We start from the raw sequence: 22479 nt of genomic DNA on the forward strand, positions 1-22479 counted from the left end.
GCTCAGTCCTTGATTTCCATCGCCGAGCGGATGCCGTCGGCGAGCAGGTTGAACGAGATCGACGTCACGAAGATCATCGCCCCGGGCAACGCGGCCACCCATGGCTGGGTATAGATCGCGGTGCGCAGCGTGTTCAGCATCAGGCCCCATTCGGGCTCCGGCGGCTTGACGCCCAGACCCAGGAACGACAGCCCGGAAGCCAGGATCATCGACACCGAGATCAGGCCGGTCGCATAGACGAAGATCGGTCCCAGCACGTTGTTCAGCACGTGCGCGCGCACGATGGTCAGCGCGGAGGCACCCGACGCCCGCGCGGCATCGACAAATTCCCGGTTGCGTACCTGCGTGGTGACGCTCTCGGCCACGCGCGCGATCTGCGGAACGAACACGATGGTCAGCGACAGCAGCGCATTGCCGACGCCGGCGCCCAGCGTGCCGGACAGCGCGATGGCCAGCAGCACCGAAGGAAAGGCGTAGAAGATGTCGACCACCCGCATGATCGCGGTATTGACCCAGCCGCCGGCATAGCCGGCCACGATGCCCAGCGCACTTCCCAGCACGAAGGCGATCAGCACCGGCGTGATGCCCATGAACAGCGACAGCCGCGCGCCCAGGATCAGGCGCGACAGCATGTCGCGGCCCAGCTCGTCGGTGCCGAGCGGATAGCCTTCGGTGCCGATCGGTTTCAGGCGCTTCAGAATCGACGACGCATAGGGATCGGCCGGCATCAGCAGCGGCGCGAGCAGCGCGACGAGGATCAGCGCGAGCAGGATCAGGGCCGCGGCCATCGCCAGCCTGTTGCGCAGCAGGCGGCGGCCGACCGTGGTCCAGTAGCCGGGGGAGCGCTCCGCCGTGGCCGGCCGGCCGGTATTGTCCAGCGTCATTTCCATGGCTTTTTTCCGGGGCTAGTTGCGCTGGATGCGCGGATCGAACAGCGTCTGCAGCGCGTCGACCATCAGGTTCAGCAGCACGAAGAACACGGCCAGCACGAGGATGGTTCCCTGCAGCAGCGGGAAATCGCGCTGGAAGATCGCCGAGTTCAGCAGGAAGCCGGTGCCGGGCCACGCGAACACCGTCTCGATCAGGATCGAGCCGCCGAGCAGATAGCCCAATTGCAGGCCCATCACGGACAGCGCGGTCGGGGCGACGTTCTTGACCACATGACGGAACACCGCCAGGTCGGACAGGCCGCGCGCCTTCAGTCCGACAATGAACTCGTTCGACAGGATCTCGGCCACCAGTGCGCGGATGGTCCGCGCGACGATGCCCATCGGAATCACCGACATCGTGATCGCCGGCAGCAGCATGTACTGGAGGTGCTCCCAGTCCCAGCTCCAATCGCCTGAGCCGCCTGGGCCCGCGCCGGTCGCCGGCAACCAGCCCAGCATCACCGAAAACACGATGGCCAGCACCATGCCGAGCCAGTAGTGCGGCACGCTGACGCCGAAGACGGACAGGAACGAGGCCGTGCGGTCGATCGCGGAATCGCGCAGGTAGCCGGCGACGAAGCCGAACAGGCAGCCGAAGGTGAAGCCGATCAGTGTGGCCACCGCCGCCAGCCGCACCGAATTGACGACGGCGGCGGCCACCTCCTGCATCACCGGCCGGCTGGTGGCGATCGACGTGCCAAGGTCACCGTGCAGCGCACGCGTCAGCCAGTGCACGAATTGCTCGATGAAGGGTTTGTCGAAGCCGTACAGCGCGGCGAGCTGCCGGCGCATCTCCTCGGAGGCGTCGGGCGGCAGCACCGACACCAGCGGATCGCCCGGCGCGATATGCACCAGCGAGAAGCACAGCAGCGCGACGCCCAGCAGGATGGGCAGCGCATACAGCGCGCGGCGAAGCAGGTAGGACATGGTTGTGGCCGGAAAGTCGATCGGGTTCCGCTCAGTCCATCGACATGGTCGCGATGTCGATGAACCAGCTTTGCGGCTGCACCACGCCCTTGACCTTCTTCGAGATCGCGCGCGGGCCGACGTCATGCGCGATCAGCACGAACGGCGCCTCCTCGACGATGCGGGCATGCAGCTTCGCCAGCGCGGCGTCCCGGCCCTTGTCGTCGAACGAGGTGCGGGCGGTCTCGATCAGCTTGTCGAACTCCGGATTGCTGAAGTAGCCCCAGTTGTTCGAGACCGGCGGCTGGGTCTTGCTGCTGACGAAGCGCACCATCGCGAAGAACGGGTCCATCGCCGCGAAGCTGACGTTGATCGCGTTGGCACCGTGCGCGCTGGGGTCCTTGGCGCCGATGCGCCAGTTGGTAAACAGCGTGTTCCATTCGACCACGTCGAAATCGACGTCGATAAAGCACTCCTTCAGGTTCTGCTGTACGTATTCGTTCATCGGCAGCGGCTGCATCTGCCCGGAGCCGGACGCGGAGACCTGCACCTTGACCTTGACCGGCCTGGCCGCCGAATAGCCTGCCTCCTGCATCAGCTTGCGGGCGCCGGCGGGGTCGTACTTGATGTCGAACTTCGGATTGCCCCACCACGGGTTGCCCGGCTCGACGATGCCCTTGGCCTCGGCCATATAGCCGCCGAGCAGCGTCTTCAGGCCCGAGCGGTTCACGCACAGATTGGCCGCCTGCCGCACGCGCTTGTCCAGCCACGGCGAGCCCGGCGCGAACGACAGCTGCCACGGCCACATATGCGGCTGCGTGTTCGAGTAGACCTGGAAGCCGCGGCTCTTGATCTGCGCGATGGCGTCCGGTGCCGGCGCCTCGATCCAGTCGACCTGGCCGGACAGCAGCGCCGCGGTGCGCGCGTTGGCCTCCGGCATCGGGATCATCACGACCTTGTCGATCTTCGGCACGCGCTTCGCGTCCCAGTACTGGGCGTTCTTCACCACCTCCAGACGCTCGCGCGGCACGAAGCGGCTCATCTTGAAGGGGCCGGTGCCCGCCGCATCGGCGGCGAAGGCCACCCACGCCTGCTTGGAACGCTCGATCGGGTCGCTGACCGAGGCCGGCACCGCGGCGAACTTCTTCTCCCATTGCGTGGGGGACGCCATGAACAGGTTGGTCAGGTTGTACGGCAGGAAGGAGTCCGGCTCGGAAGTGGTCAGCTCCACGGTCATGTCGTCGATCTTGCGCGCCGAGCGCAGCGTCGGCATCCGCGACGCGGTCACGCCGACCTGGCTGGGGTCGAACTGCTTCGCGGACTTGTCCAGCACCTTGCCGACGTTCCACACCACCGCATCGGCGTTGAACGGCGTGCCGTCATGGAACTTGACGTTGGGGCGCAGCTTGAAGACCCATTTGGTCTTGTCCTTGGCGTCCACCTTCCATTCGGTCGCAAGCCCCGGGATCAACAGGCTTGGGCCGTCGCTCTTGCTCAGATCCCATTGCGTCAGGCCGTCGTACATCGGAATGCCGCTGAAGCGGTTGCCCTCGAAGCCCTGGTCCGGCTGACCCAGCGTACGAGGAATGTCGGCCGCGGTCATGCCGATGCGCAGGACCTTTTCGGCCATCGCCGACCCCGGCAAGGCCAGCAGCGACAGCGCGAGCGCCGCGCCGATGCTGCCAAGCCGTTGACGGGCGCCGGTTGCCGATGCGGCGGTGGCGTGGGAAGCGGCGGTCGACATCGATGCGAAAGCACAGGCGAAGCGGTTCACTGGCATGGCTCCTGAGTGGGGAAGAGACGTCGGCACTGCCAAAGCAAGTGATATGCCATCGGATTTTCGGGGTCACCGCGGCGATTTCGCGTATCGCCTCGCCTGAATCGCGCCGACACCACGCGCGGGCACCATCGGCGGGAGGCGCCGCACCACGATCGATGGGTCTCGCACCAACATGCATCCATGCGCGCCGTTCCCCGCCGCCTGCAGCGATCGCCCAGTTGCCGCACAATGCCTGCCTGGCTCGTCTGGCCCGCATGGCCTCCCACGGCGAGCCGGTATCCACCAGAACACAGAAGAGGTTCTCGATGTCCGCACTGTTTACCCCGCTGCAGATCGGCGATCTGCAGCTCGACAACCGCATCCTGATTGCGCCGATGTGCCAGTACTCGGCGGAGCAGGGCAATGCCACCGACTGGCACCTGATCCATCTGGGCCACCTCGCGCTGTCCGGCGCGGGCATGCTGATTCTCGAAGCGACCGCGGTGTCGCCGCAGGGACGCATCACACCCTACGATCTCGGCCTGTACTCGGACGACAACGAAGCCGCGCTGGCCCGCGTGCTGAAGGCCGTGCGCGCCCATTCGCCGATCAAGGTCGCGATGCAGATCGCCCATGCGGGCCGCAAGGCGTCGAGCCGCGCGCCGTGGGATGGCGGTGCGCAGATCCGGCCGGACGAGCCCGAGGGCTGGCAGACCGAGGCGCCGTCGGCCGTACCCCATGCGCCGAGCGAAGTCGCGCCGATGGCGCTCGACCGCGCCGGCCTCGAGCGGGTCAAGCGCGATTTCGTCGAGACCGCGAAGCGTGCCGCGCGCCTTGGCATCGATGCGATCGAGATCCATGCCGCGCACGGCTATCTGCTGCACCAGTTCCTGTCGCCGATCGCCAATCATCGCGACGACGAGTACGGCGGCAGCCTGGAGAACCGGATGCGCTTTCCGCTGGAGGTGTTCGACGCGGTGCGCGCCGTCTTTCCGGCCAACCGCCCGGTGTGGGCGCGCATCTCGGCGACCGACTGGGTGCCGAACGGCTGGGATATCGACGGCACCGTGGCGATCTCGAAGGAGCTCGCGCGGCGCGGTTGCGCGGCGATCCATGTGACCACGGGCGGCGTGTCGCCGCAGCAGGCGATCAAGCTGGGCCCGGGCTATCAGGTTCCGTACGCGCAGCGGGTCAAGGCCGAGGTTGGGCTGGCGACCATCGCGGTCGGCCTGATCACCGAGCCGGAGCAGGCCGAGAGCATCATCGCCAACGGCGAAGCTGACGCGGTGTCGCTGGCGCGGGCGATGCTGTATGACCCGCGCTGGCCATGGCACGCCGCCGCCAGGCTCGGCGCCCAGGTCCGGGCGCCGAAGCAGTACTGGCGTTCGCAGCCGCGCGAGTTCAAGGACCTGTTCGCGGGTGCGGCGTTCGGCCAACGTTGAATGACACCGATGTCATTTTCGGCGCCATTGGAGCGTCCCTCCCGTCACGTCGCGTGACCGACCCTCGGAGGAGGTCGCCGCACCCCTAGTCACCCATCCGGATGTTTCGTATTGTGGACAGGCAGACAAGTCCGCTGCCTTCCACGGCAGCGATGCGAGCGCGGAATGCAGGCTCATCTGGCGAGCTCAGTTGGCAAGCCCATTTCGCTCCATCCGTCCGAGGCAAGGGATGACCGGGATGACCGATCCGAACCAACCCAGACCGCAAGGCATCCTGTCGGTCTTCGATGCCATCACGATCATGGTGGGCCTGGTGCTCGGGGTCGGGATCTTCCGCACGCCGTCGATCGTCGCGGGCAGCGTCGAGTCGGAGGCGATGTTCGTGCTGGTCTGGATCGTCGGCGGCATCATCACCTTCATCGGCGCGTTGTGCTACGCGGAGCTGTCGGCGGCCCATCCCAATGCCGGCGGCGAATACCACTTCCTGTCGCGCGCCTACGGCCGCTCCACCGCGATGATGTTCGGATGGGCGCGCTGCACGGTGATCCAGACCGGCGCCATCGCGGCGGTCGCCTTCATGCTGGGCGACTACGTGGCCCAGCTGGTGCCGGCCGGTCCGTTGGGTCCGGCCATCTATGCCGCGCTGGCGGTGATCGTGTTGACCGCGGTGAACGTGATCGGCACCATCGAGGGCAAGAACCTGCAGGTGGTGGTGACGTTCCTCGAGATCGGCGCGATCGGCGCGATCATCCTGTTCGGCATGTTCGGGTCGCCCGAGACCGCCGAACGCGCCGCGCCGTCGATGCCGCCTGAAACCGCGGCGATCGGCATGGCGATGATCTTCGTGCTGCTGACCTATGGCGGCTGGAACGAGGCGGCCTATCTGACCGGCGAACTGAAGGACGCGCCGCGCAATATCGCCAAAGTGCTGGCCGGCGGCACCGTCATTCTGGTGGTGCTGTACACGCTGGCCAATCTGGCCTTGCTGTCGGTCCTCGGGCTTGACGGATTGCGCCAATCCGATGCGGTCGCCGCCGACATGATGCGCGTGGTGGCCGGGCCGATCGGCGAGCGCGTGGTCACCGCGGCCATCGTGGTCGCCGCGATCTCGACGCTGAACGCCACGATCTTCACAGGCTCGCGCGTGTTCTACGCGATGGCGCGCGACATGACGGTGATGCAGTGGGTGGGCGTCTGGGACGGCCGCGGCAAGACGCCCGCCAATGGCCAGATCGCACAGGGGATCATCGCGCTGGCGCTGATCGCGGTGGGGGCCATCACGCGCGACGGCTTCAAGGCGATGGTCGACTACACCGCGCCGGTGTTCTGGGGCTTCCTGCTGCTGGTCGGCTGCTCGCTGTTCGTGCTGCGCTGGCGCCATCCCGAGCGCGCGTTGCCGTACCGCGTGCCGCTGTATCCGGTCACGCCGATCATCTTCTGCCTGACCTGCCTGTACATGCTCTATGCCAGCGTGGCCTATACCGGCGCCGCGGCGCTGATCGGGCTCGCGATGCTCGCCGCCGGCGCGCCGATCCTGCTGTTCAAGCGCAAGGAGGTCGATGCCGCGGAACAGCAGGATGCTTCACCGGACCCCATGTGACCATTCGAACAGGAGAACGTCGATGACGATGTTGCACAAGTCCTTCGTCGCTGCCGCGCTGTTTGCCGCGGGTGCCATGGCATTGAGCGGCCCCGGTTTGGCGCAGACGGAGACGGCGTCCGAGGCGACCTCGGTCTACAAGCCATCCGTCGGCCAATCGGGCAAGGACGTGGTGTGGGTGCCGACCTCGCAGGCACTGGTCGACCGCATGCTGGACATGGCCGAGCTGACGCCCGGGGATCATCTGGTCGACCTTGGATCGGGCGATGGCCGGCTGGTGATCACCGCGGCCAAACGTGGTGCCACGGCGCGCGGCATCGAGTTCAATCCGGACATGGTGGCGCTGTCGCGCCGGACCGCGCAGGCCGAAGGCGTCGGCAATCGCGCGCGCTTCGACCAGGGCGACATCTTCAAGTCGGATTTCTCCAACGCCACCGTGGTGACGCTGTTCCTGTTGCCGGACCTGAACCTGCGGCTGCGTCCGACCCTGCTGAACATGAAGCCGGGCACGCGCGTCGTCTCCAATACCTTCACGATGGACGACTGGGAGCCGGACGAGACCGCGCAGGTCACGCAGGGCTGCGCGGGCCACTGCACCGCCTACAAGTGGGTGATTCCGGCCAAGGTGCAAGGCAGCTGGCGCATGGGAGAAAAGCAGCTGGTGCTGACGCAGAAGTACCAGATGATCGAAGGGACGCTGCGCGAGGAAGGCGCCACGACGCCGATCAGCGAGGGGCGCATCGACGGTACGAAGATCTCGTTTGTCGCCGATCAGCAGCGCTATACCGGCGAGATCAGCGGCAAGACCATGCAGGGCACGATCGAGGGGGGAGGGCGCTGGAGCGCGACGATGACGCGTTGATCTCGATGTGGGCGCCCATCCCGCGCCCCGTTGTGGTTCAGCGATTTGCCGGTTTGCCGTCCAGCCCTTGCAGCAGCGCCTTGTGGAACTGCGCCGGCGATTCGACCTGCGGCGAATGGCCCAGCTCGGGGAACGCCACCAGCGTCGCGTTCGGAATCGTGCGCGCGGCGCTTTGTCCCAGCACGGGATAGTTGCCCAGCTTGCTGGCGATCTCGGGCGCCGCGCGGTTTGCGCCCGGCGCGGTGCGGTCCTTCTCGCCGATCATCAGCAGCGTCGGCACGGCGATCCGCGAAAACTCGTGGACCACAGGCTGCGTGAAGAGCATCTCCGAGGTCTGCGCCTGGTTCCAGGCCACCTGCTGCTTGCCCGGACCGGCGTACATGCCGGCCTGCATCGCGACCCAGCGGTCGTATTCGGGGCGCCACTTGCCGTTGTAGTAGAACCGCAGCTGATAGGCCTTGATCGAGTCGAAGCTGGTCTTGAGCTCGCCCTGATACAGCTGATCGACGCTGGCATAGGGAACGCCCTCGGCCTGCCAGTCTTCGAGCCCGATCGGATTGACCAGCACCAGCTGCTCCACCGACTTCGGATACTGCAGCGCGAAGCGCGCGGCCAGCATGCCGCCCATCGAATGGCCGATCACGGTGGCACGGGTCACGCCGCGCGATTGCAGCAGCGCCTGCGTATTGGCCGCGAGCTGCGCGAAGCTGAACTGGTAGCCGCGGGGTTTGGTGGACGCGCAAAAGCCGATCTGGTCCGGCGCGATCACCCGGTAGCCGGCATTGGCCAGCGTGTCGATGGTGGCTTCCCACGTCGCGCCGCAGAAATTCTTGCCGTGCAGCAGCACCGCGGTGCGGCCGTTGGGCTTGCCCTTCGGTGCGACGTCCATGAAGGCCATCGACAGCTCCTGCTGCTGCGACTGGAAGGTGAAGCGCTGGATCGGGTGGGGGTAGGGGAAGCCTTCGAGTTGCGGGCCGTAGGGCGTCACTGATGGTGCCGGGGCGCTTGCCGCGGGTTCGGCCGCAGCGGCCGTCGTCGCGGCGGCGGTCAGGGCGAGCGACACGGCAAGCGTGGACAGGGGCAACAGGCGGGTCGGAGTCGTTTTCATGCGGGGCTCCCAGGTGGGACGAATTGCAGTGAGGAAACGGACTCGATGTGACCGTGGGGTAACAATAAAGTTCAGGGGATGCGAGGCGCTTGCGGAGATTGCGTGCGCCGGTTGCCCTCTCCCCAACCCTCTCCCGCAAGCGGGAGAGGGAGCCCGCGCGTCGGCAGCGCGACCCGCTTCGCTATCCCGCAGCCAGCACGACCGCGACGACCGCTGCCTGCTCCCCAGGCACCGCCGCCGCGACGACCCGCTCCCGTTTCCCATGGACATCACCGCCGCGATGATGCGCTCCCCTCTCCCGCTTGCGGGAGAGGGGCTGGGGGAGAGGGCGGCGGCGGTCGCACAGCGGCAACGATTGCCATCCCTCACCCAAACGCCAGCATCCTCCCCGCCAGCATCACCGCCGCCCAAAGCCCCAACGACAGCAATCCCGCCAGCCGGCCATGGCTGCGATTCCGCCGCCGGCGCGACGCCAGATGCAACGCCAGCGCATTCAGCGCCGCCGTAGCGATCAACGCCAGCTTGGCGCCGAACCACGGGTTCGACAGATACTCCCGCGCCGCCGGCGCAAACAGCAGAACCCCAGACAGCGCCGCCAGCGCGAAGCCCATCAGCGACAGCGGCACCAACGTCCGCTGCAACGCCGCGTCATCGAGCCGCATCAATCCACCGGCGAGCCGCAGATCGACCACCGCGATGGTGCCGAACAGCAGCCCAATGCCCAGCAGATGCAGCCAGCTGACCAGTGGATAGGCCCAGGTCGATGCGCGCAACGCCGTCACGGGCTGCCATGTCTCGACCGCGGCGAACAAGTCGTCCCACGCTTCCATGCCGCCGTCCCGCTCAGCCGCGCGGCGCGCCGCTGCATCCGGCCGGCAGCGCGACCGATTGCTGGCGCACGCCGACGCCGTCCAGCACGATCAGCGCGGGCCGCGCGACATGGCGGTCGCTGCAGGACGGAAAACCGATCGCCTCGAGCCGGTCGCCCGGACGGGGCTCGCGCGGCATGCCCCATCGCTCCAGCCGGTTGATCGGCGCCAGGTCGAGCGTCCAGCGTCCCGGCGAGGCCGGCGCGCGCACCGCGGCGAGCGTCTTGCCAAAGCCGAGCTCGGCCAGTTCCGGCGGTACCGGCAGCGCGTTCCAGTTGGCCGGCAGGGCCCTGGCGTCGACCTCGATGGTCACCTGCGGATGCGGGTTGCGCCAGGTCACCGACACCACGCGGCCAGAAAAATAGAGCGGCGCGGTGGTGTCGTAGTACCCCCACCCGTGATGCGCCCACGCCGGCGTTCCAGGCGTCATTGCCAGACCGCACAGTGCAATTGTTAGTGCGGTCGCCAATGCGACTGCCCGAGCGAATGCCACTATCTGCTTCATCGTTGCGTCCTTGCGAGCGAATGGATCGCGGCCAAGATAGCCCTCGCCAATCCATACATCAATCCGCCAAAATGGCATCGTTCGATACGCGACGAGGTATCAATGGAATTCCAGCAGCTCAAGCTCTTTCTCGCCGTTGCCGACGCGCTGCATTTCGGCCGGGCCGCGCAGCAGGTCGGCATGGCGCAGCCGCATCTCAGCCGGGCGATCGCCAGGCTCGAGCAGGAAGTCGGCGTGCGGCTGTTCGACCGTACCAGCCGCCGTGTCGCGCTGACGGCCGCCGGAGAGCGGCTGCGCGAGGAGGCGATCGCGCTGCTGCAGGCGGAGCGGCGGGCGCAGGAAGCCGCGCGGGCGGCGGGGCAGCAAAGGCGCCGCCGCCTGAGGATTGCCTATGTTTCCGCGGCGCTCTATCGGGCCTTGCCGGCCGCACTGCGCAGCCTGTCCGCGTCGACGGAGCCGGTAGAGTTCGCGCTGCACGAGGCGACCACCAACGAGCAGCTGGCGCTGATCGCCGCCGGCGAGATCGATCTGGGCATCGGCCACCCGCCATTCGACACGCATGCGCGCCTTGCCAGCGTGCTGCTGGCCAACGACCGCTTCGACGCGGTGCTGCCCGCCGACCACCGTCTGGCAACCCGCACGACGATCCGTATCGAGGAACTGGCCGCCGAGCCGCTGGTGCTGTTCCCCGAGGCGCAGGGCCCCGCGCTCTATGCGGCGATCCGCGACCGCTGCCGCGTGGCCGGCCGCGTCATGCAGCTGGCGGCCACTGCGCCGCGCCTGCACGGCCAGCTGTCGCTGGTCGCGGCCGGACTCGGTATCGGCATCGCGCCGACGCAATCGCGCAGCCTGGCAGTGGCCGGCACGGTGCGCGTCCCGATCAAGCCCTATCCCGCGGCGCTGGTATTGCCGCTGGCGGCGCTGTACGACCCGCGCTCGCGCCATCCGGCCTTGCCGCCCGCGCTGGCGGCATTGCGGCGCGCCGTGACGACGCGCAGCGGCGGAACAGGGGACGGCAACAGAGCCGCCGCGGCGCGCTGACCGAGACGGCCGTGTCCCCGTCGGGCATATGCGAAGAACGGATAAGACCGAACGATTTGATTCGTTGACCGGCGCTGGACGGTCTCCTTAGCATCGATCCCAGTCGATGCCAGCGCGTTTGCCGCGTTTGCATCGTGCCCTGATCCATTCCGAGTTTACGTACCAGACATGACCGTTTCCATCCAGGCGGCACTGCCCGCGCGTCCTCCCGTCGTGACGCCACGCGCCGGCACCGGCTTCGAGATTCGTCCCTTCGAGGCGCCGCTCGGGGCCGAGGTAGTCGGGCTGGACCTGTCGCAGCCGCTATCGCATGCGGACTTCGCCCGTATTCACCGCGCGCATTTGGACCACCACGTGCTGGTGTTTCGCGATCAGCGCATCACGCCCGACGAGCAGATCGCGTTCAGCCGGCGCTTCGGTCCGCTGCAGATCCACGTGCTGCACCAGTTCCAGTTGCCAGGCCATCCGGAGATCCTGATCGTCTCCAACGTGCTGAAGGACGGCAAGCCGATCGGGCTCGGCGACGCTGGCCATTTCTGGCATTCGGACCTGTCGTACAAGGAAAAGCCCAGCCTGGGCTCGCTATTGCACGCGCAAGAGCTGCCGGCGGAGGGAGGAGACACCCTGTTCGCCAACCAGCATCTGGCCTGGGAGACGCTGCCCGCGGAATTGAAGCGGGCGGTCGAGGGGCGCCAGGCGGAGCACACCTATCTGGCGCGCTATGCCGAGCTGCAGCAGCGCAGCCCATGGCGGCCGAACCTGACGGCCGAGCAGATCGCGCAGGTCAAGCCGGTGCTGCAGCCGGTGGTTCGCACGCATCCGGAGACCGGCCGGCGCGCACTGTTCGTCAGCGAGCATTTCACGACGCGCATCGTCGGCCTGCCCGATGACGAAAGCCGCGCGCTGCTCGATGCGCTGTTCGCGCACAGTGTCAAGCCGGAGTTCGTCTATCGCCACCACTGGCAGCCGCACGATCTGGTGTTCTGGGACAACCGGTCGCTGCTGCATCTGGCGGCCGGCTGTCCGGCCGACCAACGGCGCGTGATGTACCGCACCACGATCGAGGGCGACATCCCGTTCTGACGGCACGGACAGCGCAGCCGCCCGATCCGACGCGACCGGCTTGATCGGCCAGACCGACCGTCTCCGGGCGGTCCGAGTACCCCAACGCATAAGACAACTTCCTTTCCGGAGCCCCACCATGGCAGCACCGTATTCCCGCTCGTCCCTGCTCGGCCGCTTGCGCCTGCGCGCCGGCCGCCGCCTGACCGCGCTTGCCGTCGCCGCCACCGTCGGCACCGGCGCCCTGGCGTTCGCCAGCCCCGCCCATGCCGAAGGCCAGATCCGCATCGCCGAGCAGTTCGGCGTGGTCTACCTGCTGCTCAACGTCGCCCGCGAACAGCAACTGATCGAGAAGCACGGGCAGAAGCAGGGCGTCGACATCAAGGTCGAATGGACCCGGCTGTCGGGCGGCTCGGCCGTCAACGACGCGCTGCTGTCGGGCGCGATCGATGTGGGCGGCGCGGGCGTCGGTCCGCTGCTGACGCTGTGGGACCGCACCCGCGGCAAGCAGAACGTCAAGGGCATCGCCTCCCTCGGCAGCTTTCCGTACTACCTCGTCAGCAACAATCCGAAGGTCAAGACGCTGGCCGACTTCACCGAGAAGGACCGTATCGCGGTGCCCGCGGTCACCGTATCGGTCCAGTCGCGCGTGCTGCAACTCGCCGCGGCGAAACAATGGGGCGACAAGGCATTCAACCAGCTAGACAAATGGACCGTGGCGATGCCGCATCCGGAGGCGGCATCCGCGATCATCAATGGCGGCACCGAGGTCACCGCGCATTTCGCCAATCCGCCATTCCAGGAGCAGGAACTGGCCGGCAATCCGAACGCGCATATCGTGCTCAGTTCGTACGACGTGCTCGGCGGCCCCAGCTCGTCGACGGTCTTGTACGCCACCGAAAAATTCCGCAACGACAACCCGAAGACCTACCGCGCCTTCGTCGACGCACTGGCCGAGGCGGCGCGTTTTGCGACCGCCAATCCGGAGGCGGCGGCCGACCTCTATATCCGTGCCAACAAGGCGAAGATCGACCGGACGCTGCTGGTCGGCATCCTGAAGAACCCGCAGGTGCAGTTCCGCATCGCGCCGCAGAACACCTTCGTGCTGGCGGAGTTCATGCATCGCGTCGGCGCGATCCGCAACCAGCCGAAGTCCTGGCAGGACTATTTCTTCACCGATCCGGTCACCGCCCAGGGGAGCTGACCATGACCGCCACCGTCTCGCAACCGTTGCGCGTGGTCAGCCCGGCCGGCCAACGCGGCCCGCTGCTGCAGATCCACGACGTCTCGCTGGAATACCGGACGCCGAAGCGCGTGGTGCGCGCCACGCACCGCGTCAGCTTCGATGTGCATGCCGGCGACCGCTTCGTGCTGCTGGGCCCGTCGGGCTGCGGCAAGTCGACGCTGCTAAAAGCGGTGGCGGGCTTCGTGCCGCCGATCGAAGGCGAGATCCGGCTCGACGGCGAACGCGTGCGGGCGCCTGGACCGGACCGCATCGTCGTTTTCCAGGAATTCGACCAGCTGCCACCGTGGAAGACCGTCAAGCAGAACGTGATGTTCCCGCTGGTGCAGGCGCGCGGGCTGCGCCGTGCGGAGGCGGCCGACGTGGCGCTGCACTATCTGGACAAGGTGGGCCTGGCCAACTTCGCCGACGCGTATCCCCATACGCTGTCCGGCGGCATGAAGCAGCGCGTGGCGATCGCGCGGGCGCTCGCGCTGCGGCCCAAGGTGCTGCTGATGGACGAACCGTTCGCGGCGCTCGACGCGCTGACCCGCCGCCGCATGCAGGAGGAATTGCTCGCGCTGTGGCAGGACGCGGCCTTCACGCTGCTGTTCGTCACCCATTCGATCGAGGAGGCGCTGGTGGTCGGCAACCGCATCCTGCTGCTGTCGCCGCATCCAGGCCGCGTGCGCGCGGAGCTGAACAGCCACCAGTTCGATTTGCACAGCCAGGGCAGTGCGGCCTTCCAGCAGACCGCGCAGCGCATCCATCGCCTGCTGTTCGACACGCCGGCGCCGGACGCCGGGGCCGACTCCGACAACGCCAGCGTTCGTGGGAACTCCCCGCGCGCGGCACATGCACGCTGAGGACGGGCCATGACGACCATCGCCACGACGACATCAGCTGTCCATCCGCCGCTGCGGCCCGAATACGAGCGCGACCTCGAACCCTTCACCGCGGCCGCGGTCGCCCGGGCGCTGCCGCTGCGCCAGCGGCTATGGCAGAACAGCGGATTGCGTCGCGCCGTGATCCTTGTGGCACTGGCGGCGCTGTGGGAGACCGTCGCCCGGCTGCAGAACAACGATCTGCTGTTGCCGTCCTTTCTCGCCACTGCCCAGGCCTTCGTCGAAGGGCTGACGACCGGAGAGCTGCCGAGCAAGGCCGCGATCTCGCTGACGATCCTGCTGCAAGGCTATGCCGCCGGTATCGCGCTCGCCTTCGTGCTGACCACGCTGGCGGTCTCGACGGCGATCGGCCGCGACCTGCTCGACACGCTGACCGCGATGTTCAACCCCTTGCCGGCAATCGCCTTGCTGCCGCTCGCGCTGCTGTGGTTCGGCCTGGGCAGCGGCAGCCTGATCTTCGTGCTGATCCACTCGGTGCTGTGGCCGTTGGCGCTGAACACCTATGCGGGCTTTCGCGGCGTGCCGGAGACCTTGCGGATGACGGGGCGAAACTATGGCTTGCGTGGGTTGCGTTATGTGCTGCTGATCCTGGTGCCGGCCGCGCTTCCCGCCATCGTCTCCGGCCTGAAGATCGGCTGGGCCTTCGCCTGGCGTACCTTGATCGCTGCCGAACTGGTGTTCGGCGCGTCGTCGGGCAAGGGCGGCCTGGGCTGGTACATCTTTCAGAACCGCAACGAGCTCTATACCGACCGCGTGTTCGCCGGGCTGGCGATGGTGATCCTGATCGGCCTGCTGGTCGAAGGGCTGGTGTTCCGCACGCTCGAGGCAGCCACGGTCCGGCGCTGGGGCATGCAGCGCTAGCGCGGCGGTCCGGCCGCGGTGCTATTGCCGCGCGCCGGCCTTGACCAGGATCCTCTCGATGTCGCGATAGCCGCGCTGGCGGGCATGCTGCAGCGCGGTCACGCCCTTGCCGTCGGGGATATTGACATCCGCCTTTGCGTTGACCAGCAGGCGGACGATCTCGGTGTAGCTCGGTCCGCCATCGCCGAGAATGATGGCCTCGAGCAGGGCCGTCCAATGCAGCCGGTTGATGTGATTGACGTCGACGCCCGCGGCGATCAGGATGCGCACGGTCTGCACATGTCCTCGCTCGGCCGCCGGAATCAGCGCCGTGCCGCCATAGCGGTTGGTGCTCTTCAGGTCGGCGCCATGTGTCAGCGTCATCTTCAGGATCTCGTTGTAGCCCCGCGCGCCGGCATGGAGATAGGCGCTGTCCTGGATGCGATCCTTGGCATTGACGTTGGCGCCGGCATCGATCAGCGCCCTGGCGGCGTCGATATGGTTGTGGCGGGTCGCGATCAGCAGCGGCGTGGCGCCACTGTCGTCCCGCGTTTCCAGATTCGCGCCTTGCTTGAGCAGCAGCGCAATGGCGGCGGCATCGCCTTGGGCGGCCGCGGCATGCAGGCGGGCGTCGAGTTTCGCGGGACCCGCGCTCGCCGGGACAGTGATCAGCATGGCGATCAGGATCGCCAGATAAAGGGGGATGCGCGCTCGCAGCATTCTGTTGGGCGATGACGATCGATGGGAATCGGTTCGGATGATCGGTCAGGACGATCGGCCAGGAAAAAAGGGGGGCGCCATCGGCTTGTCCAGCCTGACTCAGGGCGGCATCTTAAATGGTGCCGGATTGATTCCCAAGCGAAATCGCCGAACCGCGCTCAGTACCGCGGCGAATGCGAATCTCCACGCTGGCATCGCGGCATTCGTTGCGGGCCGGGGCCGGTTGGGGCTACCGTCGGTCCAGCACCCGGCGCACCGAAGGCACGGGCAACGAAGACAACGACAACGACAACGACAACGAGGAGATCCCCATGCCGGAACCGATCGACTACGCGCAACTGGTGGCGGCAATCGGCGATGCCATCGTGATTGCCGATGCCAACGGCGCCATTACGCTGTGGAATCCGGCGGCGCAGCGGATGTTCGGCTATACCGAAGCCGAGGCACTGGGCCAGTCGCTGGACCTGATCATTCCGGAGCGGCTGCGCGCCCGGCACTGGCAGGGCTACGACAAGACGATGGCCACGGGCATCACGCGTTACGGCAGCGAATTGCTGAAGGTGCCAGCGGTCGACAAGGACGGCAAGGCGATGTCGATCGCCTTCACCGTCGCGCTGCTGAAGGATGCGGCAGGCGCCGTGACCGGGATCGTCGCGGTGATCCGCGACGAGACCACCCGCTTCCAGCAGGAGCGGGCGCTGAAGAAGCGGCTCGCCGAACTGGAGAGCCAGATCGGCGAGCAGGCGTAGAGCGAGGCGTAGAGCGAAGCGTACAGCGGGCCGATGCCCTTATTGGTCCAGCGGCGCGCCATCGATGGTCCGCCGCATCGACACCGGCCGATACAGCGGTGCGCGCCGGTGCTCGACGTCGTCGACCAGCTCGATGCCGATGCCCGGCGCGTCCGGCACTGCGATAAAGCCGTTCTCCGGCACCGGATAGCCCTTGACCAGATCGGCGCCCAGCAGCTTCTGGCCAGATTTCAGCACCAGATTCTCGAAACCGGTCGGATATTCCTGGATCGCGAAGTTCGGCACCGCCGCGGCGACCTGCATGCAGGCGGCCAGGCTGATCGGCGACAGCGGATTGTGCGGCGCGATATCGATGTTCTGCGCCTCCGCCAGCGCGGCGATCTTCTTGGCGCCGGTGATGCCGCCGCAGACGCAGACCGAGGTCCGCGCGAAACGCACGCCGCCGCCGGCGAGCTGGAGTTGGAATTCGGCCGGCGTGCAGAAGCGCTCGCCGGTGGCGATCGGCACACGAATCGCATGGCCGACCGTCGTCATCTGCGGATAGAACTCCGGCCGCAGTGGATCCTCCAGCCACATCGGCGTCATCGGTTCGAGGACTTGCCCGATGGCAATGGCCTCCGCCGGGCTCAGGCGCCGATGCATCTCGATCAGCAGATCGACATCGGGACCGACCGCCTCGCGAAACGCCATCACGCGTTCCTTTGCGTCGCGCACCTTGCCGGCATGCGAGCGGAAGTAGGCGTCGCCCTCCGGTTCGTCGAGGAAGGGGTTGATATGCCCGACCGCGGTAAAGCCTTCCGCCCGCAGCCGGCGGCAATCGGCCAGCACCTCATCCAGCGTTTCCGCGTAGACATGGCCGTAGACGCGCAGCTTGTCGCGATAGCCGCCGCCCAGCAGTTGCCAGACCGGCGCCTGCAGCCGCTTGCCGAGCAGATCCCACAGCGCGATATCGATGGCCGATACCGCGGCGTTGACGGCGGTGCCACGGAAATGCGAGAAGCGCTGCATCACGTTCCAGTGCAGCTCGATCTGGTTCGCATCCTTGCCGATCAGGTACTGGCCGAATTTTTCCAGTGCGGCCTTGGCGGCCTCGATATGGCCCCAGGAACCGGCCTCGCCATAGCCGGTCAGGCCGGCCTCGGTACGGATGCGGGCATAGAGGAATTGCCCGACATGCAGGGCTTCGACGGAGGTAATGCGATGGATGGGCTTGTTCATGGCAATTCGATGGGTTCGATCAATCGAGCTTGATGCCCGATTGGCGGATCAGGTCGCCCCAGCGGCGGGTTTCGCTGGCAATGCGCTTGCCGAAGGCTTGCGGACCGGCACCGACTGGATCGGCGCCCGCGGCCGACAGCTTTTCGCGGATCGCGGGCTGCTGCAGCATCTTCTGCAGTTCGGCATTGAGCTTGTTGACGATCTCGGGCGGCGTGCCATGCGGCGCCGCCAGCCCGAACCAGATGCTGAACTGGAAGCCCGGCAAGCCGGCCTCTGCGGCTGTCGGCACATCCGGCAGCGTCGGCACGCGGCGCGGTCCCGCCACGGCCAGCGCGCGGATCTTGCCGCTGACCACGTGCGGCGCGATGGTGGGCGCGGCCGAGCTGAGCATCTGGATCTGCCCGGCCATCAGGTCCGTGATCGCCGGACCGGAGCCCTTGTAGGGGACATGCGTGACCGGAATGCCCGATACCTGCTTGAACAACTCGCCGGCGATATGCGGGCCGCTGCCGGCACCGCCGGAGCCGTAGTTCAGCGCATTCGGATGCGCCTTGCCGTAGGCCAGCAGGTCCTTGAGAGTGCGTACCGGCAGCGACGGCGTGACGGCCAGCACCACCGGCGTTTCGGCAATCAGCGTGACCGGCGTCAGGTCCTTGACCGGGTCGTACTTCAGGTTCGAGAACAGCGCCGGCGTCGCCGTCTGGCCGACCTCGTTGGCCAGCAGCGTATAGCCGTCGGGCGCGGCCTTGGCCACCATGCCGGCGGCGATGGTGCCGCTCGCGCCTGGCCGGTTGTCCACCACGAAGCTCTTGCCCAGCGACTCGGACAGATATTGCGCGGCCAGCCGCGCGACGATATCGGTGGTGCCACCGGGCGAGTAGGGCACCACGATGGTCACCGGGCGGGTCGGATACGCGGTCTGCGCGATGGCGGCGCCGCAGGCGGCGGCCAGCGTCAGCGCGCCAAGCAGGCGCGCGGCGGTCAATGGTCGGTTCATGCGTTTGTCTCCTCGGTCGTTCCGGCCTTGCGTGCACACCCGGCCGGTTATTGGCGCTGCATCGAGGCCGTTGCGGCATTGGCGCTGAAATTGCCGTGAAATGGCGGTGGAGCCGCCGTGCAATTCGCGGCCATTCGCGGTGCAGATGGATGGTGACTGTAGGGACTCGATAAACCGTTGGGAATCAAATTCTGTAGTGTTATTTCTATGTTCTATATAGAATTCGCGAATGACTGCCATCGATCTGAGCCCGGCCTTTGTCCGTCTTGCCCGGCATATCCGCGAACGCATCATCGGCGGTGAATGGCTGCCAGGCCAATTGCTGCCCGGCGAGGAGGCGCTCGCGAGGGACCTGAAAGTCAGCGTCGGCACGGTGCGCAAGGCATTCGATGTGCTCAGCGGCCAGGGCTTGGTCACGCGCCATCGCGGCCGCGGCACCTTCGTCGCGCGCGCCACCGACGAGCGCGCCTTCACCAGCTTCTTTCGCCTGGTCGATCGTGCCGATGGCGCGCGGCGGCTGCCGGTCGATACCATCCTGAGCCGCGAACGAGCGAGCGCCGACGAAGAGGAAAGGGCGGCGCTGAAGCTGCAGGACGATGCGATGGTCTACCGGCTGCGGCGCCGCCGGGATATCGAGGGCAAGCCGCTGGTGCTCGAAACGATCGCCTTTCCGTTTGCCCGCGTCGGCGCTCGGGAGTGGGGCGAGGATGGCGCCGCTGCGCATCTGGTGTATTCGTTTCTGGAGCAGCAGTGCGGCGTATCGATCAGCCGTGTCGAGGATCGCCTGCAGGCGCGCGTATTGCCGGAAGACATGGCCGCTCCATTCGGCTTGCCGGCCGGACATCCGGTATTGCTGGCGATTCGCGTGGCATTCGATCTGCAAGGCGCTCCGGTCGAATTCCGGCGCACCTGGATGGCCACCGATGGCCACGACTATCTGAGCGAGTTGCGCTGGACCGGCGCGGGCGGATAACGATTGCCGAGTACGCTCTCGCGAATGACACCATTCCATACGACTACACCGTGGTACCATTGACCAAGCTGATCGACTTTCGCACCGAACCCATTCCCACGCACGACAATCCGCGTCCCGACCGCCTGGTGCGCGGCAATCCCGATCGCACCACGTGGACGCATTACAGCGCGACGCATGGCGATTTCGATTGCGGCATCTGGGCCTGCGAGCCCGGGGCGTGGCGTATTGCGTTTCCACAGGGCAAGGAGGAATTCTTCCATGTGATCAGCGGCCGCCTGCGCATCAGCGATGCCGCGGGCGAGGCCCGCGAATTCGGCCCCGGCGATGCCTGCGTGATTCCCGCCGGATTCGAAGGCGTATTCGAGGTGATCGAGCCGGTGCGGAAATACTTCGTGGTGCTGGATCGCGCCGCCGCTAGCGCCGTCTGATTCTTTTTCGCCTCGCGCCTGCCAATATGGCAATCGGCAGTATTTCACCGGATGCCACTCCGATCGCAAAGCGAAGCTAAAATGTCCCGCCATGTAGCCGCACCATAACGATGGAGACAACGATGAGACTGGCGGGCAAAGTGGCGGTGGTGACCGGTGGCGGTTCCGGCTTTGGCGAAGGCATCGCCAACCTGTTTGCGCGGGAAGGCGCGCGCGTGGTGGTCGCCGATATCGACGAGGCCAAGGCTGCGGAAGTGGCGCAGTCGATCGTACAGGCCGGCGGACAGGCCCGTGCCGTGCGAGCCGACGTTTCGCAGGGCAGCGATGTGGAGGCAATGCGCGAGGTCGCGCTGGCCGCATTCGGCGATGTCGGCATCGTCGTCAACAATGCCGGCACCACGCATCGCAACAAACCCATTCTGGAAATCACCGAAGACGAATTCGATCGCGTGCAGGCCGTCAACGTCAAAAGCCTGTATTGGACCGCGCGCCATTTCGTTCCGCATTTTCGCCAGCGCGGCGGCGGCGTGTTCGTCAATATCGCATCGACCGCGGCGATCCGGCCGCGCCCCGGGCTGGTCTGGTACAACGCCAGCAAGGGCGCCGTGGTGACCGCCAGCAAGGCGATGGCCGCCGAGCTCGGGCCGGACAATATCCGCGTCAATTGCGTCAATCCTGTGATCGGCGCCACCGGGCTGCTCGAACAGTTCATGGGCAAGCCCGACACACCCGAGAATCGCGCGTCCTTCCTCGCCACGATTCCGATGGGCCGCATGTCCACCCCCGCCGATATCGCGGCGGCCTGCCTCTACCTCGCGTCGGACGAAGCGGCCTTTGTCACCGGCACCTGCATCGAGGTGGACGGCGGCCGCTGCGTCTGACCGCTTCGCACACCGCAGGGGCCGCCCACGAGGCGGCCCGCTTGCATCGCAAATGGCGGCATCACGGTCGCCACCCCCGTCAAGCATGACAACCATCAGGAGACAGCCATGAGTTCCACGAATGCTGGATTCGAAGACGCGATCTACCGCAAGGTCAGCTGGCGCCTCGTTCCCTTTCTGCTGCTGTGCTATGTGGTCGCGTATCTGGATCGCGTCAATGTCGGCTTCGCCAAGCTGCAGATGCTCAACGACCTGAAATTCAGCGAAACGGTCTATGGCCTGGGGGCCGGCGTCTTCTTCATCGGCTACTTCCTGTTCGAGGTGCCGAGCAACGTGATCCTGCACAAGGTCGGCGCGCGGGTCTGGATCGCGCGGATCATGATCACATGGGGCCTGATCTCGGCGGCGATGATGTTCGTCACCACGCCGACGATGTTCTACGTGCTGCGTTTCCTGCTGGGCGTGGCCGAGGCAGGCTTTTTCCCCGGCATCATCCTGTACCTGACCTACTGGTATCCCGCCGAACGGCGCGGGCGCACGACCACCTGGTTCATGACCGCGGTGGCGCTGTCCGGCGTGATCGGCGGCCCGCTGTCGGGCTGGATCATGCAGACGTTCGACGGCCACAACGGCTGGGCCGGCTGGCAATGGATGTTCCTGCTCGAAGGCATTCCATCGGTGCTGGTCGGACTGTGGGTGCTGGCCTTCCTCGACGATCGGATCAGCCATGCCAAGTGGCTGACCGCCGAGGAAAAGGCCGTGCTCGAGCGCAACATCGCCGCGGAAACGGCGCACAAGGAGGACATGCCGATCCGGCGCGTGCTGTCGAGCCCGCGCGTCTGGATGATGAGCGCGATCTACTTCAGCTTCGTGATGGGGCTGTACGGCATCAGCTTCTGGCTGCCGACGATCATCCGCCAGACCGGCGTCAAGGGCGCGCTGGACATCGGCCTGCTGACCGCCATTCCTTACGGTGTCGCCGTGCTCGGCATGGTGCTGGTGGCGCGCAGCGCGGACCGCACCGGCGAACGCCGCTGGCACATCGCCATTCCGGCGATTGCCGGTGCCATCGGACTGGTGCTGTCGGTGCTGTGGCACGACCGTACGGTGCTGGCGATGGTGGGCTTGACGCTGGCGACGATCGGCATCATGACCACGCTGCCGCTGTTCTGGAGCCTGCCGACCGCTTTCCTGGCCGGCACCGGCGCGGCTGCCGGCATCGCGATGATCAATTCGCTGGGCAATCTGGCCGGCTTTATCAGCCCCTACGCGGTCGGCTGGCTGAAGGACCTGACGCAGAGCACCAATGCCGGCATGTATCTGCTGGCCGGCTGCCTGGTCGCCGGTGCGGTGCTGACGCTGCTGGTGCCCGCGCGCCTGGTGTCGCGGCAGCAGGGCGCGGCGCAATACGGGGGCGCGCTGGGGACGACGCGATAGGGGCGCAGGCGGTCCGTCCGCAC

Annotated in this window: 22 protein-coding genes; 13 read left to right on the top strand and 9 right to left on the bottom strand. The window is 66.8% G+C overall.

What is annotated here, in order from left to right; all coding sequences use genetic code 11:
* Nucleotides 1–2: 2 nt before the first annotated feature.
* From F7Q96_RS09440 to F7Q96_RS09450, 3 genes are read right to left on the bottom strand one after another with little or no spacing between them, the layout of a single operon-like run.
* A complete protein-coding gene (locus tag F7Q96_RS09440; protein WP_053823846.1) occupies nucleotides 3–890 on the bottom strand; it encodes an ABC transporter permease in 888 nt (295 codons plus the stop codon).
* Nucleotides 891–905: 15 nt separating this feature from the next.
* Entirely contained in the window at nucleotides 906–1856 is a 951-nt protein-coding gene (locus F7Q96_RS09445) for an ABC transporter permease (RefSeq protein WP_151022538.1), read from the bottom strand.
* 31 nt (nucleotides 1857–1887) lie between these two features.
* A complete protein-coding gene (locus F7Q96_RS09450; RefSeq protein WP_249041662.1) occupies nucleotides 1888–3465 on the bottom strand; it encodes an ABC transporter substrate-binding protein in 1578 nt (525 codons plus the stop codon).
* Nucleotides 3466–3920: 455 nt separating this feature from the next.
* Here F7Q96_RS09450 and F7Q96_RS09455 point away from each other — a divergent pair, with 455 nt between their 5' ends.
* From F7Q96_RS09455 to F7Q96_RS09465, 3 genes are all read left to right on the top strand, one after another.
* Nucleotides 3921–5036: an NADH:flavin oxidoreductase/NADH oxidase gene (locus F7Q96_RS09455; protein ID WP_053823848.1), complete on the top strand. Its 1116-nt coding sequence runs from the start codon at nucleotides 3921–3923 to the stop codon at nucleotides 5034–5036.
* Between the two features lie 238 nt (nucleotides 5037–5274).
* Nucleotides 5275–6636: an APC family permease gene (locus F7Q96_RS09460; RefSeq protein WP_053824608.1), complete on the top strand. Its 1362-nt coding sequence runs from the start codon at nucleotides 5275–5277 to the stop codon at nucleotides 6634–6636.
* A gap of 22 nt (nucleotides 6637–6658) precedes the next feature.
* Entirely contained in the window at nucleotides 6659–7498 is an 840-nt protein-coding gene (locus F7Q96_RS09465; RefSeq protein ID WP_151022540.1) for an SAM-dependent methyltransferase, read from the top strand.
* A 37-nt stretch (nucleotides 7499–7535) separates the two neighbouring features.
* Here the strand turns inward: F7Q96_RS09465 and F7Q96_RS09470 are convergent, their stop codons facing one another.
* From F7Q96_RS09470 to F7Q96_RS09480, 3 genes are all read right to left on the bottom strand, one after another.
* Nucleotides 7536–8606 (bottom strand): alpha/beta fold hydrolase, encoded by a 1071-nt coding sequence (locus F7Q96_RS09470; RefSeq protein WP_053823850.1) that lies wholly within the window; start codon nucleotides 8604–8606, stop codon nucleotides 7536–7538.
* Between the two features lie 365 nt (nucleotides 8607–8971).
* Nucleotides 8972–9436 carry a hypothetical protein gene (locus F7Q96_RS09475; protein WP_053823851.1) on the bottom strand — a complete coding sequence of 155 codons (465 nt, stop codon included), beginning with the start codon at nucleotides 9434–9436 and terminating at the stop codon, nucleotides 8972–8974.
* Nucleotides 9437–9449: 13 nt separating this feature from the next.
* Nucleotides 9450–9905 (bottom strand): DUF6152 family protein, encoded by a 456-nt coding sequence (locus tag F7Q96_RS09480; RefSeq protein WP_053823852.1) that lies wholly within the window; start codon nucleotides 9903–9905, stop codon nucleotides 9450–9452.
* A 177-nt stretch (nucleotides 9906–10082) separates the two neighbouring features.
* On the opposite strand from F7Q96_RS09480, the gene F7Q96_RS09485 reads away from it, so the two are divergent.
* The 5 genes from F7Q96_RS09485 (at nucleotide 10083) to F7Q96_RS09505 (ending at nucleotide 15071) form a co-directional block, all read left to right on the top strand.
* Nucleotides 10083–11021 carry a LysR family transcriptional regulator gene (locus tag F7Q96_RS09485; protein WP_053823853.1) on the top strand — a complete coding sequence of 313 codons (939 nt, stop codon included), beginning with the start codon at nucleotides 10083–10085 and terminating at the stop codon, nucleotides 11019–11021.
* A gap of 168 nt (nucleotides 11022–11189) precedes the next feature.
* Nucleotides 11190–12104: a TauD/TfdA dioxygenase family protein gene (locus F7Q96_RS09490; protein ID WP_053823854.1), complete on the top strand. Its 915-nt coding sequence runs from the start codon at nucleotides 11190–11192 to the stop codon at nucleotides 12102–12104.
* Between the two features lie 118 nt (nucleotides 12105–12222).
* Nucleotides 12223–13287, top strand: coding sequence for an ABC transporter substrate-binding protein (locus F7Q96_RS09495; RefSeq protein ID WP_053823855.1), 1065 nt, complete (start codon nucleotides 12223–12225; stop codon nucleotides 13285–13287).
* Nucleotides 13288–13289: 2 nt separating this feature from the next.
* A complete protein-coding gene (locus F7Q96_RS09500) occupies nucleotides 13290–14171 on the top strand; it encodes an ABC transporter ATP-binding protein (protein ID WP_053823856.1) in 882 nt (293 codons plus the stop codon).
* Nucleotides 14172–14180: 9 nt separating this feature from the next.
* Nucleotides 14181–15071, top strand: a complete 891-nt coding sequence (locus F7Q96_RS09505) for an ABC transporter permease (RefSeq protein WP_053823857.1) — start codon at nucleotides 14181–14183, stop codon at nucleotides 15069–15071.
* A 21-nt stretch (nucleotides 15072–15092) separates the two neighbouring features.
* On the opposite strand, the gene F7Q96_RS09510 is transcribed toward F7Q96_RS09505, so the two are convergent.
* On the bottom strand, nucleotides 15093–15770 hold the full coding sequence (locus F7Q96_RS09510; protein WP_053823858.1) for an ankyrin repeat domain-containing protein: 678 nt from the start codon (nucleotides 15768–15770) through the stop codon (nucleotides 15093–15095).
* Nucleotides 15771–16081: 311 nt separating this feature from the next.
* On the opposite strand from F7Q96_RS09510, the gene F7Q96_RS09515 reads away from it, so the two are divergent.
* Entirely contained in the window at nucleotides 16082–16519 is a 438-nt protein-coding gene (locus F7Q96_RS09515; protein ID WP_053824609.1) for a PAS domain-containing protein, read from the top strand.
* A 39-nt stretch (nucleotides 16520–16558) separates the two neighbouring features.
* On the opposite strand, the gene F7Q96_RS09520 is transcribed toward F7Q96_RS09515, so the two are convergent.
* The gene (locus tag F7Q96_RS09520) at nucleotides 16559–17737 is read right to left on the bottom strand and encodes a mandelate racemase/muconate lactonizing enzyme family protein (RefSeq protein WP_053823859.1); all 1179 of its coding nucleotides are present in this window, start codon (nucleotides 17735–17737) and stop codon (nucleotides 16559–16561) included.
* A gap of 19 nt (nucleotides 17738–17756) precedes the next feature.
* Entirely contained in the window at nucleotides 17757–18734 is a 978-nt protein-coding gene (locus F7Q96_RS09525; RefSeq protein ID WP_053823860.1) for a Bug family tripartite tricarboxylate transporter substrate binding protein, read from the bottom strand.
* Nucleotides 18735–18963: 229 nt separating this feature from the next.
* Between F7Q96_RS09525 and F7Q96_RS09530 the strand changes: the two genes are divergently transcribed.
* The 4 genes from F7Q96_RS09530 to F7Q96_RS09545 all read left to right on the top strand — a co-directional run bounded on the left by F7Q96_RS09530 (nucleotide 18964) and on the right by F7Q96_RS09545 (nucleotide 22456).
* On the top strand, nucleotides 18964–19707 hold the full coding sequence (locus F7Q96_RS09530) for a GntR family transcriptional regulator (protein ID WP_053823861.1): 744 nt from the start codon (nucleotides 18964–18966) through the stop codon (nucleotides 19705–19707).
* Between the two features lie 50 nt (nucleotides 19708–19757).
* Complete coding sequence (locus tag F7Q96_RS09535; RefSeq protein ID WP_151022542.1) at nucleotides 19758–20138, top strand: cupin domain-containing protein; 381 nt, start codon at nucleotides 19758–19760, stop codon at nucleotides 20136–20138.
* Nucleotides 20139–20260: 122 nt separating this feature from the next.
* On the top strand, nucleotides 20261–21019 hold the full coding sequence (locus tag F7Q96_RS09540; RefSeq protein WP_053823863.1) for a glucose 1-dehydrogenase: 759 nt from the start codon (nucleotides 20261–20263) through the stop codon (nucleotides 21017–21019).
* A 108-nt stretch (nucleotides 21020–21127) separates the two neighbouring features.
* Entirely contained in the window at nucleotides 21128–22456 is a 1329-nt protein-coding gene (locus F7Q96_RS09545) for an MFS transporter (protein ID WP_151022544.1), read from the top strand.
* Nucleotides 22457–22479: the final 23 nt, after the last annotated feature.

The sequence above is a fragment of the Cupriavidus gilardii genome (assembly GCF_008801915.1).
Lineage (GTDB): Bacteria > Pseudomonadota > Gammaproteobacteria > Burkholderiales > Burkholderiaceae > Cupriavidus > Cupriavidus gilardii.